The following is a 15,336-nucleotide window of genomic DNA, read 5'->3' on the forward strand; positions in this document are numbered from 1 at the left end:
CAGAAGTTGCTTTACCCTAAAACCCAAATATCATGAGTTATCTTTTTACGAGTTTCCGTGGTTGGAAAGACTATATGCAGGAGCATGACATGTCCATCACCGAGTCTGTCATAGAATATGAGATGGACCAGAAGGGTGCCGGTCGAGATGCGATTTTTGATGGTCTTCTACGAGCTTATCTGGTCATGAAAGATGCAGTGAAAACTGGACTTGAAGAGGATATGACTTCACGGTCTGGTATGATTAATAATGGGGCCAAAAAAGTATTTAATCACCCGTTGTCAGTATTGTCTTCTGATTTTCAAAAGCTGATTTCCAGAGCTCTAGCAGCTAAAGAAGTGAATTCGTGCATGGGACGCGTGGTGGCAGCACCCACGGCTGGAGCATCTGGTATTTTACCAGGAACTTTGGTGACACTTCAGGAGATTCATGGCTTGTCTGATGAAAAAATTGTGGAGGGGCTACTCGTAGGAGCGGGTATTGCCTTGATTATAGAGGAAAAAGCCAGCCTCGCAGGTGCAGTTGGAGGTTGTCAAGCCGAAACAGGTTCAGCTGCCGCGATGGCCGCCGGAGCTATTGTTTATTGCCTTGGAGGCGATACCAATCAGATTTTTAATTCGGTAGCCATTACTATTCAATGCATGTTGGGCCTAGTTTGTGATCCAGTAGCAGGTTTGGTCGAAGTTCCCTGTGTAGTGAGAAATGCCAGCGCAGCAGCGATTTCATTTAGTTCTGCCCAGATTGCTCTAGCGAATGTCAGTGCGGTAATACCTGTTGACGAATGTGTAGAAGCCATGGGTGAAATAGGGGCCTCTATGGAGAGTAGGTATAAAGAGACGGCCATGGGAGGTTTGGCCGCTACGTTGACTGGCCAGGAGATTTCAAAACGTGTACTCATTCAGGATATTGAAATACTCCCTGATGAATTAGAGGAATAGATTTGCCAAAAAAGGTATTTGAAGAATACTTTCTATAGTAAAGGAGAAAAAGGTAGCCCAAAGAATGCTGCTCCACAGCATGTGGAAATAAATTTTTGCTCTTTTCGTACCAAAGGAGACTAGAATAAGAGTTCCTCCTATTGGGGTAAGGATCAGAGGAGTAAGGAATGCAATACCGACATGGCCGTATTTGGTCCAAATCTTAACAATATTTCTATTTCGCTTGGTGAATTTCGGTTTGGGAAACTTTAGTGCAAGAAGTTTCTTGAAGTATTCTCCAATGAATGTAAACAGAATGGTACTACTCATCATCCCCGCAACGGTGACCAAGATACATTTCCAAACACCATAGCCAGCGAGGGAGCCTAATATGGGACCAGAAATGAATTTAAACCAGCATAGGAAGTAGATTCCTATGAGGGTAAGTAGGGACTCACTCATAGTAAGTAAATCATATAGGCCGTATAGCCAATCAGAAGGACCAATCCCTCAATTCTTGAAATTTTCCTTTTGATTAGCATCAATGGAAGTAAGATGACTACGAACCCGATCATCCAAAGGTAGTCTTCGCGGATGAATTCGGGTGACACATCGATGGGGTTGATGATTGCTGTAATCCCAATAATTGAAAGGATGTTCATCATGTTGCTTCCCAGAATATTCCCAATTGCCATATCGGTTTTTTTGGCAAGAGCCGCAATAATGGAGGTGATGAGTTCTGGTAGACTAGTGCCTATTGCAATGATGGTGATTCCAATGACCCGCTCAGAAACCCCAAATTTTCGGGAAATCAAAATGGCATTGTTGACAAGCAATTCAGAACCTATATAAAGCCCAACAATTCCTCCAAGTAAAAGAGTTATGGTGATTATCCAATTATGGTCTTTTACCCCTTCAATTTCTTCGACACTTGATTCGTCCATTCCGCCATAGGTTGAGGACTTAAAGAGATACCAGTTCAAAAGAACAAAGCCCGAAAAAAGGATTATTCCCTCCCAGAGGGATATTCTCCCATTATAGCTGAGGCCATAAAATAAAAGAGTGACCAATAAAGTCGCTACATAATCAAATCGCAGGACTGATCTTTTGATAAGAATGGGATAGAAAAGACCACTGATTCCCAGTACGAGTCCAATATTGGCAATGTTCGAACCTACGACATTCCCAATGGAAATATCACTATTTCCCTTTAGTGCTGCATTGACACTTACCAGAAGCTCAGGCGCGGATGTACCGAAAGCTACAATGGTAATTCCAATCAATCCGGAGGACATTCCAAGTTTTAGGGCTATGCCAGTGGCACCGTCCACAAGGATTTTTCCACCATAGAGCAAAATGGCCAAGCCTAGAAATAGCAGAAAATAAGGAAGCATAGAATTTATATTTTGGGACCAAAGGCCAGATCCCCGGCATCACCCAATCCTGGAATAATATAAAATTTATCATTTAGGCCGGTCTCTAAGCTACCAACCCAAAATTTATGTGGTTGTTGAAGATTTTTTTCAATTATTTCGATTCCCTCAGGAGCAGCAAAAATAGAAGCAAAATGGATGGTTTTTGGTTTTCCGAATTTAGTCAACCCATCAATGGCTTTAAGTAATGATTTGCCTGTGGCTAGCATCGGATCACAAATGATCACTTCTTTGTCCTCTAAACTTGGTGAGGCGAGATATCCCATATCCACATCTAAGTCTTCTCCTTCTTTTTCAACTCTGCTAGCTCCGATAAATGCTGACTCTGCGTCTGGGAAAAGCCGCAAAAATCCATCATAAAATGGTAAGCCAGCCCGCAAAATAGTTACCAGTACAATTTTGGATGAGCAAATAGGGATGGTAGTTTTTGCAAGCGGAGTACGTATTTCTTTAGGGGTATATGATAGAGTTTTCGAAATTTCATAAGCCATCATACTCCCAATTTGAAACAGGTTATTTCGAAAAAGGGCAGGATTTCTTTGAACGACTTCATCCCTAAGTTCGGCAATGAAGTTGTTTGCGATAGAATTTTCCTTATTCAGTATGAACATTGTGGGAATTTAAAACTATACCCAGCTATATGAAAGCTGGGTATCGGATTTATTGAATTTTGAAACTTGTTCGTCTCGCCATTTGCCTAGCATCTTCAGAGTTTTTGTCCACGCTTGTGTCTTCTCCATAGCCTTTATAGCTTAGTTGGTTTGCAGATACTCCCGAAGAAATCAACAAATCATAAACGGCCTTAGCTCTTCGCTCTGAAAGCTTGATATTATAATCCTCTGGCCCGATTTCATCTGCAAATCCTTGAATTTCGACTTTGATATCAGGATTTTTCTTCAGGAAGTTACTTACGTAATGTCCGGCTTGTAGAGAGTACTGTTGTGGTTCGGCACTATCAAATGCAAAATACACATTGGTGTACCCGTCATTAATAGTTTTACGAAGGTAGTCTTCTGGGTTTTGGATTTCCTCAATTGGACAGCCATTATTGGCAGAAGGACCTGGTAAAAATGGACATTTATCTAAGTGATCTACGATGCCATCGCCATCTGAATCCATTGTGACACCATGAGAATTGACACGTGCTCCTGCTGGCGTATTAGATTCTTGATCGAGATAATCAGGTACTCCATCTCCATCACTATCCTTAAGCATATCCTTAATGCTCATAATTTGAGAAGCCAATTCTTCCTTAGTTGCATATTGGTCTTCTGGAATGTACCAGTCAGCATGTTTTTCTGATTTGCCAAGATAAATGGCAAGTCCTAGAGTCCCTGTCCACCAAGTCCCAGTAGCGTGTACAAAAGGATTTTGTGTGGGGTCGACTGGCTGAGTAGGAGCATTATACTCGTTTCCGTCAAAAGTATAAGTCTGCCTTCCGTTTACAATTACCGAAACATCACCTGTCAGTGCGATCCTTTCTGATAATTTAAATAAAGCTGTAGCTCCTGTAATAATATTATAGTGGTAATCTTTGCCCTGTCTTAGAATAGTTTCGTCGAAACTCATCATTCCAAATCCTCCTCCCATATGTCCCAAAAGGCCAAGTCTCTGGGAAAATGAATTAAAACTAAGGACATGACCTAGGTTTAGAACACCTTGAAGATTAAACCTCGAATAAGTAGTGGTAAAGACTGGACTTACGCCTTTCGCTTCTGAGAAAGATCCGAAGCCACCATCGGCTTTAAAGCCGAAATTTTCATTAATCATGTAGCGTAGACCTAAATCTACGTGACCAATGTTTAGCATGGGAGAAAGATAGCCTGGTGTGAGCGGGCCCATTGGTTTGTTAAAGCCGGTGCTTATATCAATAGACCACTTATTAAATGACTCTTGCGCATTGACGCATGTAATCGCATAAAATGCGATTAAGGATAAAAGGTGTTTTTTCATTTTCCAAAAGGGTGATTTAGCGTGCAAATATGATCAAATCTCAGGCCAGTACACAAAATAAGACAAAAAAAAAGGCCCAGATAAATCTAGGCCTTTATTAATTATTGTTGTGAAATTAATCTTTCACGATGAAGCTTGCTCTTCTAGCTAGTTGTCTAGCATCTGCAGACTCTTTGTCTACTGAAGTATCTTCGCCATATCCTTTGTAAGATAATCTTGAAGCATCAACACCTGAAGCTACTAGAAGGTCATATGCTGCTTTCGCTCTTCTTTCAGACAACTTCATGTTATAATCTTCCGGTCCGATTTCGTCAGCGAAACCTTGAACCTCTACATTGATACCTGGATTGTTTTTCAAGAAGTTACCTACATACTGTGCTGCAGAAACTGAGTAACCTAGTGGCTTGTCGCTGTCGAATGCATAATATACACTTACGTAACCGTCTGCGATTGCTTTCTTGATGTAATCAACAACTTCTACAACTTTCTCAGAAGGACATCCTTCAAGAGATGCTGGGCCAGGAAGGAATGGACACTTATCCAAGTGATCAGGAATACCATCACCATCAGAGTCCATCGTAACACCATGAGAATCTACTCTTGCACCAGCTGGGGTATTAGGTTCTTGATCCAAATAATCCGGTACACCGTCTCCGTCGGAGTCATTAAGCATATCCTTAATGTTATTGATTTGAGAAGCTAGCTCATCTTTGGTTACATACTTATCAGCAGCAATGAACCAATCTGCGTGCTCCTCTGCTCCTCCTAGGTAGAAGTTAAGTCCGAGAGTCCCAGTCCACCAAGTACCATTGGCTCCGAAGAAACCATTGTCTTGTGAAGGACGAATTACAGATGCTCCATCAAATGATACAGTCTGACGACCATTCAAGATAGTTGAGATGTCACCCACTAACGCAATGTTTTTGCTAAGCTTAATTTGCGGAGTGATACCAAACATGATTTGGTAAACATCATCAGTAAAGTCATTGTAAAGATTTTCTTCAGGATTCACTGTTCCAATACCGCCACCTGCGTGGAAAAGCATTCCAAATGATCTTGAAAAAGATTCGAAATTAAGAACTCGACCCAAGTTAATTACACCTTGTAAATTAAAACGAGTGTACTTAGTGTCGAAAGAAGGGCTCTGAGAGTCTCCTCCAGCTTCTTTGAACGAACCGAAGCCATAATCAAGCTTGGCTCCAAATTTTTCGTTGAACATGTATCTGACACCGAAGTCAACGTGTCCCAAATTTAAAGTTGGGGAAAGGAATCCAGGTGTAAGAGGTGCCATTGGCTTATTAAAACCGCCATTTAGCTCTAATGACCATCTGTCAAATTCTTTTTGGGCATTCGCTCCAAATGAAATGGCAGCTGCCATGATTGTTGAGAGTATTAGTTTTTTCATAACAAAAAATTTTTGTTCAAATTTTAAGCGTTGATTGATGTGAGTACAAATTTATAAACTTTTAACTTAATGCAAATCTAGATGAATAATTTAATTGTCTATTCTTGAGACAAAATTTTTATTCATTTTTTTCTATTTCTGTCCAAAATAATAACACATTTTGTGCCAAAATGAAAATATTATTTGAATTATTAAACTCTAAGGGTGTGTCTGGTTATGAATGGGAAACCAAACAATTGCTACTAGAATACATCGCTAAACGAAAGAAGTCTTGGAATGTTTTGCCAGAAATTTATTCCGGGGAAGAATTTCACGATTGTATTTTGTTAAAATTCGGAAAACCCCGGACTGCCGTATTTGCTCATATTGACACAATTGGTTTTATGGCGCGCTACACGAACGAGCTAGTGGCAGTTGGAGGACCAGATTGTGATTCAGGTACAGTGTTGGCAGGAGAAGATTCCTTAGGTCAAATTTCTTGTAGACTTATTGACAATGACGGGGTGTTGAGCCACGATTTTCAGCGTAAAATTGACCGTGGCACTACTCTTTCTTATGCACAGGACATAAGAATTGATGAAGAATTTATCCAAGCAGCTTATTTAGATAACCGGCTGGGAGTATATAATGCCTTAGAATTATGTGAATCTATCGAGGACGGTTGGGTAGTTTTCTCTACCTATGAGGAGCACGGAGGTGGAAGTATGCCTTTTTTGTTGAAATTCATTCAAGAAACTGCATCTATCAAAAACGCTTTGATTTCAGATATCACTTGGGTCACCGAAGGGGTGGAACACCATAAAGGAGTTACTATTTCCATTCGAGACAAATTTATTCCCAGAAAAATTTTCATTAACAAGATTATTAATTTAGCGGAGCAGAGCGGCATTCCTTTTCAATTGGAAGTGGAAGGATCTGGTGGAAGTGACGGCAGAGAAATCCAGTTCTCTCCTTACGCTATAGACTGGTGCTTCATCGGAGCACCCGAGGATAATGTCCACTCTCCCAATGAAAAGGTTTCTTTGAAGGATCTCGATTCGATGATCCGACTCTATCAATATTTACTACCTAGAATTTAACCTGAATGGGCTCTATACATCTTCACGAAAAGAAATTCAACTTATATATAAAAGAAAAAGAAATACTGGAGCGAGTTAACCAGTTGGCTCAAGCTATTTCAAAGGATTATCGTGGGAAAAATTTAATTTTAATCGGAATAATGAATGGAGCTGTAATTTTTCTTTCTGACTTATGCAGAAAAATTGAATTACCTCTTTCTATTGCTTCTATGAAAGCTTCCTCTTACCAAGGGATGAAGTCATCTGGCACCGTTCAGATCGAATCCCTACTTAATTTGGATTTAAAGGATAAACATCTGCTTTTGGTAGAAGATATTGTGGATACTGGAAAAACATTGTTTGAACTGAAAGATTACCTCTTCAAGGCCAAACCTGCCTCCATTGGTATAGCCACATTGCTATTTAAGCCACAAGCTTTTGAGTATAATTATCATTTAAATTATGTGGGTTTTGAAATTCCCAATAAATTTGTCGTCGGTTATGGGTTGGATTTCGACGAATTGGGGCGAAATCTTCCGGACATCTATCAACTCGATACTACTTACTGAACAAGACAGGAATGTTAAACATTGTATTATTTGGCCCTCCCGGTGCGGGAAAGGGGACGCAGAGCGAAAAGCTTATCAACCATTTTGGATTGACTCACCTCTCTACTGGAGATCTTTTTCGAAAACATCTTGGAGAGGGAACCGAACTAGGTCAACTCGCGAAAAAATACATGAATGAAGGCCGCCTAGTCCCTGACGAAGTAGTGATTAAGATGGTGGAACAAAAAATAAGTGACTCAAAAAACACCAAGGGATTTATTTTTGACGGTTTTCCAAGAACCACAGCCCAGGCTGAAGCGCTTGACCAAATGCTGGAAAAGCACGATCTCGAGATCTCTGGAATGATAGCCCTTGATGTGGATCAGGAAATTTTGAGAGCTCGGATCAAAGAACGTGGCAAAACCTCGAATCGAGTAGATGATCAAGATGACGCCAAAATCACTACCCGAATTAAGGTATATCTTGATGAGACTTTGCCAGTGGCTGATTTTTATCAGAAACAAGGTAAATATCAGAAAATCAATGGGGTGGGTGAAATCGATGAAATTTTCAATTCTATCAAGTCAGTGATCGAATCTTATTGATCCACAAGTTTTTGTTAATTTTGTAATTCCATTAGGCTGAGCTTATTGCTTGGCCTTTTTCTTTTGGCTATGGCAGACTCAAATTTCATTGATTACGTAAAATTTTGCTCTCGATCCGGTTCGGGGGGCGCAGGAGCGGCACATTTTCGCAGAGAAAAGCATGTGCCCAAAGGAGGACCTGATGGGGGAGATGGTGGTCGAGGAGGTCATATCATACTTAGGGGAAATTCTCAGCATTGGACGCTGCTCCATTTAAAGTATAAAAAGCACGTCATTGCGGAATCTGGAAAAGGCGGCGAAGGGGGGAGGCGTACTGGCTCTGATGGGAAAGATGTGATTTTAGATGTTCCTTTGGGGACTATTGCCCGAGATGCCGAAACTATGGAGCTTCGAGCCGAAATCACAGAGGATGGACAAGAAGTCATATTGACCCGCGGAGGACGTGGAGGCTTAGGAAATGACCACTTCAAAACATCCACCAACCAAGCGCCTCATTATGCTCAGCCAGGCGAACCAGGACTGGAAGAGTGGATTATTTTAGAGTTAAAGCTTCTTGCTGATGTTGGTTTGGTCGGATTCCCAAATGCCGGTAAGTCCACACTTCTCTCCTCTATTTCAGCAGCAAAACCCGAAATCGGTGACTATCCCTTTACCACCCTCGTACCAAATTTGGGGGTTGTCAGTTATCGTGGTGACAGGAGTTTTGTCATGGCAGATATCCCAGGGATTATTGAAGGGGCTGCCGAAGGCAAAGGACTAGGGACTCGTTTTTTGAGACATATTGAGCGAAATTCCATCCTTCTCTTTTTGATTCCGGCTGATGCACCAAGTATCGCCGAGCAATACCAGATATTATTAGGTGAGTTGGAGAAACATAATCCAGAACTTTTGGATAAAAAACGAATCCTAGCGGTCTCCAAAGCAGATATGCTAGATGAAGAATTGATGGAGGAAATGCGTAAAGAAATCCCTACAGAAATCCCTTCATTATTTATTTCGGCTGTCAGTCAATACCAATTGGAACCCATGAAAGATTTAATTTGGCAGGCGATTCAAAGTGAATGATGTCACTTTGGCAGAATCACTCCTGTGGCAAACATATTGATGAGCACAGGGGGCTATGCTAATTGAATTGGTGTAATCATGAAAAAAAGTAAAAAAGTGGAAAAAGAAATGCAGGAGCAAGAGCTCCCAAAGGATATAGAAAAGGATCAGGAATTCAACGAAAAAGTTGAATCTGATGTGCAGCAAGAAGAAGAGATTTCCAATGAGGTGAAACTTGAAAAGGAGGTAGCCGAATTGAAAGAAAAATATCTACGACTGTACTCCGATTTTGAAAATTTCAGAAAGCGTACATCCAAAGAGCGTATAGAATTGATTTCTACTGCTTCGGAAGGAGTCTTACAAGACCTGATTCCAGTGGTGGATGACTTTGAGCGAGCATTCAAGGCAAATGAAAAAGAGGAAGACGGGAAAAAAGTTCTAGAAGGGACTCAAATCGTATTTCATAAGTTCGTGAAGGTATTGGGATCAAAAGGGCTCAAGCCTATGGAAGATATGATCGGGAAGCCGTTTGATGCCGAAATTCAGGAGGCGATCACTCAAATTCCTGCTCCAACTGAAGAACTCAAGGGGAATGTGGTGGATGTAATCGAGAAGGGCTACTTGCTAGGAGATAAGGTGGTGCGCTTCGCAAAAGTTGTAACAGGAGCATAAAATGGCGAAAAGAGATTATTACGAGGTATTAGGAATTAGCAAGTCTGCATCAGCAGATGAGATCAAAAAGGCTTATCGAAAGCTCGCGATTAAGTATCACCCAGATAAAAATCCAGACGACACCTCTGCAGAAGAAAAATTCAAGGAGGCGGCCGAAGCTTACGAAGTACTCAGTAATCCTGAAAAGAAACAGCGCTATGACCAATTTGGGCATCAAGGCCTAGGAGACGCTGGAGGATACAGCGGCGGCGGTATGAATATGGAGGATATTTTCTCCCAGTTTGGCGACATCTTTGGTGGCGGAGGAGGATTTGGATCCTTCTTTGGTGGAGGCGGCGGCGGCAGTACTCGTCGTACGAAAAAGGGTACTAATCTTCGAGTCAAGCTGAAGCTAAATTTGCAGGAAATTGCCAATGGTGTTGAAAAGAAGATCAAGGTAAAGCGACATGTCGTTGCAGCTGGAGTCACCTTTAAGAATTGTAGTGCCTGTCAGGGTAGTGGACAGATCAAAAAAGTGGTCAACACTATGCTTGGTCAAATGGTCTCTGCCAGTACTTGTGGTGTCTGTGGAGGAAATGGTCAGATTGTAGACAAGAAGCCAGCAGAGGCGGATGCTAGAGGATTGATCATCAAGGAGGAAGTAATTTCCATCAATATTCCTGGCGGAGTAGCCGATGGTATGCAATTGAGTATGTCTGGAAAGGGGAATGAAACTCCAGGTGGAATTCCTGGCGATTTGCTTATCGTGATCGAGGAACTCGAGGAGAACACTTTCCAAAGAGAGGGCAACAACGTCATTTATGACTTATATATCTCTTTTATAGATGCAGCTTTGGGAGCTTCTGTGGAAGTGCCTACCATTGATGGCAAAGTGAAAATCAAAATCGAATCCGGTACACAAAGCGGTAAGATGCTACGATTGAAAGGCAAAGGGATTAAAGATATCAATGGATATTCTCGAGGAGATCAGTTGATCATGGTCAATGTGTGGACTCCAACTCAATTGAGTCGAGAAGAAAAAGAAACCTTAGAACAACTTCGGAATTCTGAAAATTTCAAACCAGACCCCGGTAAATCAGATAAGACCTTCTTTGATAAAATGAAGGAGTTTTTCTAAACTTACAGAGCCAGAAGAAATTCTGGCTTTTTTTATAGATTTAAAAAACCTTTTCCAAGTCGAGTCGTAACCTATCCGTATGTTGAGAATTTTGTGTCTGCTTTTTCTTGGGTTCGTAGGACTCTCGACACTTTGTACAGCACAGATTGTAAAAGAATACCACGTCACTGAGCGAAAGGGTTTTGATTTAATCAGACTGGATTTCACTACTTATAAGAGTGTGACCCAAGTGAAACGCGTAATGAGTTCTGATCCAGTCACCATTCATGGGCACTTATCACAAACTAATATACTTCCTGATTTTTCTGAAGGCATCGAGAACAACGTCATGAACGTTTCTTTAGTGCACAAAAATATTGAGGCTGACAATCTTGGGAAAAGCATTACTTCAAAGCTTTTTTCAGGAAAGGGTGATGAATTTGATCATTCATGGGATTTAGGTCTCAATTCCAATTTCCTCTACGACATGGAGTTCCTTCTCGGGATGGGTAGATCTAATTTTGACTTGGCTATGCTTCCTGTGAGCAAACTAAAAATCCACAGTGCCAGTGCTGACGTGATGATTCACTACAGTGAGAAGGAGCCAAATCGAGTACAAATGGATACGCTTTTGGTCATGTTGAATATGGGGACTGTCGATATTCCACAGGCCAATTTTACCAATTCTAAGAAGATGATTGTGGAGGTGAACTATGGTAAGATCAACCTTGACTTTGGAGAAGGGATGAATTCTTCTAGTCAGGTCATTGCAGCTGTGGGTGCCGGAAGTATTTACTTGCACCTTCCTTCGGACTCTTATCCTGTGAAGATAAAGATGAAGACTACCCCGATGTGTAGAAAAACAATTCCAAAATTTCTTAAAGCTCAGGATGATGATATCTATATTACGAAAGGATATTCTGCCAATGATCCAAGATTGCTAGAGCTTACCTTGGATGTGGGCGTAGGATCCATCGTCATTGACTGATTTTATGCTAGAGATTTCTAACCTTACAAAAGTTTTTGGAAGTAAAAATGCCCTGATTAATGTAGACCTTTCGGTTCCATCTGGGGTGGTTTTTGGGTTGTTGGGGCCAAATGGTGCTGGGAAAACCACTCTCATTCGAATCATTAATCAAATCATTGAAGCAGATAGCGGGGAAATTTTTTTAGAGGGGAATAAAATTTCTCCTGCCGACATTCGTAAAATCGGTTATTTGCCTGAGGAGCGAGGGCTTTATAAAAAAATGAAGGTCTGGGATCAGCTCATTTATTTTGCGAGACTTAAAGGCCTCAGCCAACAAGAGGCTAATCAGCGCGTCAACAAGTGGCTCAACAAACTTGATATTGGCACTTGGAAGGCCAAAAAAATCGAAGATCTTTCCAAAGGTATGGCTCAAAAGGTACAGTTTATCGCAACTGTGATCCATGAGCCAAAGCTTTTGATTTTGGACGAACCTTTCTCTGGTTTTGATCCAGTCAATGCAGAAATCATAAAAAATGAAATCTTAGGTCTAAAGGACTCAGGTACAACGGTTATCCTGAGTACGCATCGAATGGAATCAGTGGAGCTACTCTGTGACCGAGTGGCCATGATCAATCAATCACGTAAGATCCTTGATGGCACTATTCGTGAAGTAAAAGCCAGTTTTAGGCCTGAAATCTATAAGATCACTTTGTCAGATCTGACTGCTACACTACCCCAATCCTTAGATGCCAAGGAGGTTGAGTTAGGAGAATGGCAATTTTCTGCAAAACTTAATGGAAAATCTCCAAATGAGCTCCTTCGGGAATTGATGGCAATGGGGCAAGTCAAGCAATTTGATGAAGTGACACCGACTATGGAGGAAATATTTATACACCAAGTAAAATCATCCGATCATGAATAAGGTTTGGCTGGTCATCAAAAGGGAATATACTTCTCGGGTTAAGAAAAAGTCTTTTCTCCTTGCTACACTGCTCACACCGCTGATTTTCCCGGCCATGATGGGTTTGTTTGTTTGGCTCGCTGTGGAGGAGCGGGAAAACCAAAAGCTCCGAATCATTGAAGTGGTAGACGAAAACAAGCTTTTTTTCCTAGAAAGCTCAGATCAGCACGCTTTTTCCTTTTCGGATGCGAGTATCGATGAGGGGAAGCAACTAGTCCAAGATGGAGATCGCTATGGCTTTCTTTACATTCCAAAAATTGATCTCAAAAACCCAGAGGGGATCATTTATTACGGTGAGGAAAATCCGAATATGAGCTTTATCTCACGACTGGAAAATAACCTTAGAAAACGGATCGAGGAGCAGCGGCTCTTGGAAAGTGGAATAGATCCAAAAGTGATCAATGAAGTGCGAACGGATGTCTCTATCCGTTCCATCCAACTAGATGCTGAGGGAACTGAGACCGTTAGCGATGCCACGGTAAACTATGCAATTGGCTTTGTCTCTGGTATTTTGATCTACATGTTCATTTTTATTTATGGAAATCAGATCATGCAAGGTGTGATTGAGGAAAAGTCCAACCGGATTATCGAAATTCTTGTTTCCTCCATCAAGCCTTTCCAGCTGATGATGGGTAAAATAATCGGAGTGGCAGGTGTCGGTCTCACCCAATTACTCATTTGGCTCGTGTTGATCGGGGGACTTACCACTCTCGTCACCGGCTATCTAGGCATGCAAATGCCACAAGAGCAAGCCATGGAGCTAGCGAATCCCGAGATGGCACAGGCTATGGAATCCAATAGCAATGTGGCAGAGATTTTACAAGTGATTGCAGGGATAGATTTTATTGCCATTGCGTTAAGCTTCATGTTCTTTTTCCTTGGAGGATATTTACTCTATGGTGCCCTCTTTGCCGCAATCGGCTCTGCGGTTGATGCGCCTTCCGAGGCTCAGCAATTTATGTTTCCCGTGACCATTCCTTTGCTAGTGGCCTATATGGGCCTATTCGTCTTTGTCTTAAATGATCCGAATAGCAGTACCTCCTTTTGGCTATCCATTATTCCGCTTTCCTCTCCCATTGCGATGATGGGACGAGTAAGTTTTGGAGTGCCTTGGTACGAGATGTTGCTTTCTATGGGACTCTTGATTCTTGGTTTCCTAGCTACGACTTGGATCGCAGGGAAAATCTATCGAATTGGGATATTAATGCATGGTACAAAGCCTAGCTACAAATTGCTATGGAAATGGATTCGTTCAAGTGATTAACCTAGATCATGTTCTTTCATCTCTCGGATTTGTCACTCTTTACCTTGGGCTTTGTATCTATTGAAGTTCACCTTTTTGATTTTTTAGGTAATTTGACGGTTAAACTTTTTCTAGGTACTCACATACCACAAGGCCGCAGTGTCAGTTAAAAGGATAGGCAAATCATAGGAATGAAGAATAGATTTCAGGATATCACCACATTGGATCTTTATCAAAATAAAAAGCAAGTCAAATGGCTTGTGATTTTGGTGTCTGTGGTGATCGGAGCTGGATCTATTTGGTACACCAATCGCCTAGTAGACGAGCTTCGGCAGCGTGAACGCAGACAAATCGAATTACTGTCAAGTGCATTGGAATATGCGGCTACGACATTGGAAGGGTTGAATTTTATCAATCAGGAAATCATTCAGCAAAATTATTCCATACCCATTATCATGGTGGATGAGTTTGGAAATCCGATAGAATTCAGAAACATTCAGTTTAAGAAGAATGCAACTAAGCAAGATTCTGTCAATACACTTCAGGCGGAATTGACCGAAATGCGAGAGGAATACGATCCCATATTTCTTCAGGAGGCGGATATTTTGGTGTATTTCAGAAACTCTGAACTACTGATCAATCTGAAATACTACCCCTACGTACAACTCGCTGTGATCTTGATTTTTGGAATTTTGGCTTATACCCTCTTCAATCAAAGTAGAATAGCAGAGCAAAATCGGGTTTGGGCGGGACTGACCAAGGAAACTGCTCATCAACTTGGAACGCCTATCGCATCCTTGATGGCTTGGATTGATTATTTGCGTAATTCCCCAGTATGGGAAGAAAACAAGGAAATCATCCAAGAGATGGATAAGGACGTGGTCAAGCTCCGAATGGTCACGGAGCGATTCAGTTCCATCGGCAGCAAACCTGTCATTAAAGCTGAAAATCTTTACGAGAGTATCGAAGAAACCATTAATTATCTTCGGCCTAGGATCTCAACTAAAGTGGAATTGATCATCAACTCTGATGCAAAAGACCTAGAGGCCATGATGAACAAACCCCTTTTTGAATGGGTGATTGAAAACATCTGTAAAAATGCCGTAGATGCCATGAAAGGCAAAGGCACCATTACCATAAATATTATTCAGGACAGTGATAAGTTTGTCTTAGTGGATATAGAAGATACTGGCAAAGGCATGGAAAAAGCCATGTATAAAAAAGTATTTAATCCGGGATTTTCTACCCGTCAGCGGGGCTGGGGACTTGGGCTAACTCTAGCCAAGCGGATCATTGAAGGATACCATGGAGGTAAAATTTTTGTAAAACATTCTGAGGTCGGTAAGGGGACGACATTCAGAATTTTGCTTCACAGTAGCCTGGAAGGGGCCGAACAGTTCATAACAGATGGCTTGCTGGAATACTGAGGAAGGA

The 15,336-nt window shown here is 41.5% G+C and carries 16 protein-coding genes; 11 read left to right on the plus strand and 5 right to left on the minus strand.

Features of this window, described 5'->3' with window-relative positions; all coding sequences use genetic code 11:
• Positions 1-32 precede the first annotated feature (32 nt).
• Positions 33-938: an L-serine ammonia-lyase, iron-sulfur-dependent, subunit alpha gene (gene sdaAA, locus ACFOSV_RS03330; RefSeq protein WP_377903372.1), complete on the plus strand. Its 906-nt coding sequence runs from the start codon at positions 33-35 to the stop codon at positions 936-938.
• Here sdaAA and ACFOSV_RS03335 read toward each other — a convergent pair.
• The 5 genes from ACFOSV_RS03335 to ACFOSV_RS03355 form a co-directional block, all read right to left on the minus strand.
• Complete coding sequence (locus tag ACFOSV_RS03335) at positions 927-1,379, minus strand: hypothetical protein (protein ID WP_377903374.1); 453 nt, start codon at positions 1,377-1,379, stop codon at positions 927-929. The genes sdaAA and ACFOSV_RS03335 overlap by 12 nt on opposite strands.
• On the minus strand, positions 1,376-2,311 hold the full coding sequence (locus tag ACFOSV_RS03340; RefSeq protein WP_377903376.1) for a calcium/sodium antiporter: 936 nt from the start codon (positions 2,309-2,311) through the stop codon (positions 1,376-1,378). The genes ACFOSV_RS03335 and ACFOSV_RS03340 overlap by 4 nt, the downstream gene beginning before the upstream one ends.
• Before the next feature lie 5 nt (positions 2,312-2,316).
• A complete protein-coding gene (upp, locus tag ACFOSV_RS03345) occupies positions 2,317-2,961 on the minus strand; it encodes a uracil phosphoribosyltransferase (protein ID WP_377903378.1) in 645 nt (214 codons plus the stop codon).
• A 49-nt stretch (positions 2,962-3,010) separates the two neighbouring features.
• A complete protein-coding gene (locus tag ACFOSV_RS03350) occupies positions 3,011-4,303 on the minus strand; it encodes an OmpA family protein (protein WP_377903380.1) in 1,293 nt (430 codons plus the stop codon).
• Positions 4,304-4,418: 115 nt separating this feature from the next.
• Complete coding sequence (locus tag ACFOSV_RS03355; protein ID WP_377903382.1) at positions 4,419-5,708, minus strand: OmpA family protein; 1,290 nt, start codon at positions 5,706-5,708, stop codon at positions 4,419-4,421.
• Positions 5,709-5,878: 170 nt separating this feature from the next.
• Here ACFOSV_RS03355 and ACFOSV_RS03360 point away from each other — a divergent pair, with 170 nt between their 5' ends.
• The 10 genes from ACFOSV_RS03360 (at position 5,879) to ACFOSV_RS03405 (ending at position 15,329) form a co-directional block, all read left to right on the plus strand.
• Entirely contained in the window at positions 5,879-6,787 is a 909-nt protein-coding gene (locus ACFOSV_RS03360) for a M20/M25/M40 family metallo-hydrolase (protein ID WP_377903384.1), read from the plus strand.
• A 5-nt stretch (positions 6,788-6,792) separates the two neighbouring features.
• Complete coding sequence (gene hpt, locus ACFOSV_RS03365; RefSeq protein ID WP_377903386.1) at positions 6,793-7,335, plus strand: hypoxanthine phosphoribosyltransferase; 543 nt, start codon at positions 6,793-6,795, stop codon at positions 7,333-7,335.
• Positions 7,336-7,346: 11 nt separating this feature from the next.
• Positions 7,347-7,919, plus strand: coding sequence for an adenylate kinase (locus ACFOSV_RS03370; RefSeq protein WP_377903388.1), 573 nt, complete (start codon positions 7,347-7,349; stop codon positions 7,917-7,919).
• Positions 7,920-7,988: 69 nt separating this feature from the next.
• Positions 7,989-8,984, plus strand: a complete 996-nt coding sequence (gene obgE, locus ACFOSV_RS03375) for a GTPase ObgE (RefSeq protein ID WP_377903390.1) — start codon at positions 7,989-7,991, stop codon at positions 8,982-8,984.
• 78 nt (positions 8,985-9,062) lie between these two features.
• The gene (locus tag ACFOSV_RS03380) at positions 9,063-9,635 is read left to right on the plus strand and encodes a nucleotide exchange factor GrpE (RefSeq protein WP_377903392.1); all 573 of its coding nucleotides are present in this window, start codon (positions 9,063-9,065) and stop codon (positions 9,633-9,635) included.
• A gap of 1 nt (position 9,636) precedes the next feature.
• Positions 9,637-10,752, plus strand: coding sequence for a molecular chaperone DnaJ (gene dnaJ / locus ACFOSV_RS03385; RefSeq protein WP_377903394.1), 1,116 nt, complete (start codon positions 9,637-9,639; stop codon positions 10,750-10,752).
• Positions 10,753-10,831: 79 nt separating this feature from the next.
• The gene (locus tag ACFOSV_RS03390) at positions 10,832-11,719 is read left to right on the plus strand and encodes a hypothetical protein (protein WP_377903396.1); all 888 of its coding nucleotides are present in this window, start codon (positions 10,832-10,834) and stop codon (positions 11,717-11,719) included.
• Between the two features lie 4 nt (positions 11,720-11,723).
• Complete coding sequence (locus ACFOSV_RS03395) at positions 11,724-12,620, plus strand: ABC transporter ATP-binding protein (RefSeq protein ID WP_377903398.1); 897 nt, start codon at positions 11,724-11,726, stop codon at positions 12,618-12,620.
• The gene (locus ACFOSV_RS03400) at positions 12,613-13,923 is read left to right on the plus strand and encodes an ABC transporter permease (RefSeq protein WP_377903400.1); all 1,311 of its coding nucleotides are present in this window, start codon (positions 12,613-12,615) and stop codon (positions 13,921-13,923) included. Before ACFOSV_RS03395 ends, ACFOSV_RS03400 begins: the two co-directional genes overlap by 8 nt.
• Positions 13,924-14,093: 170 nt before the next feature.
• Positions 14,094-15,329: a sensor histidine kinase gene (locus tag ACFOSV_RS03405; RefSeq protein WP_377903402.1), complete on the plus strand. Its 1,236-nt coding sequence runs from the start codon at positions 14,094-14,096 to the stop codon at positions 15,327-15,329.
• Positions 15,330-15,336: the final 7 nt, after the last annotated feature.

Source organism: Algoriphagus namhaensis (assembly GCF_042649705.1).
In the GTDB taxonomy this organism is placed as follows: Bacteria; Bacteroidota; Bacteroidia; order Cytophagales; family Cyclobacteriaceae; genus Algoriphagus; species Algoriphagus namhaensis.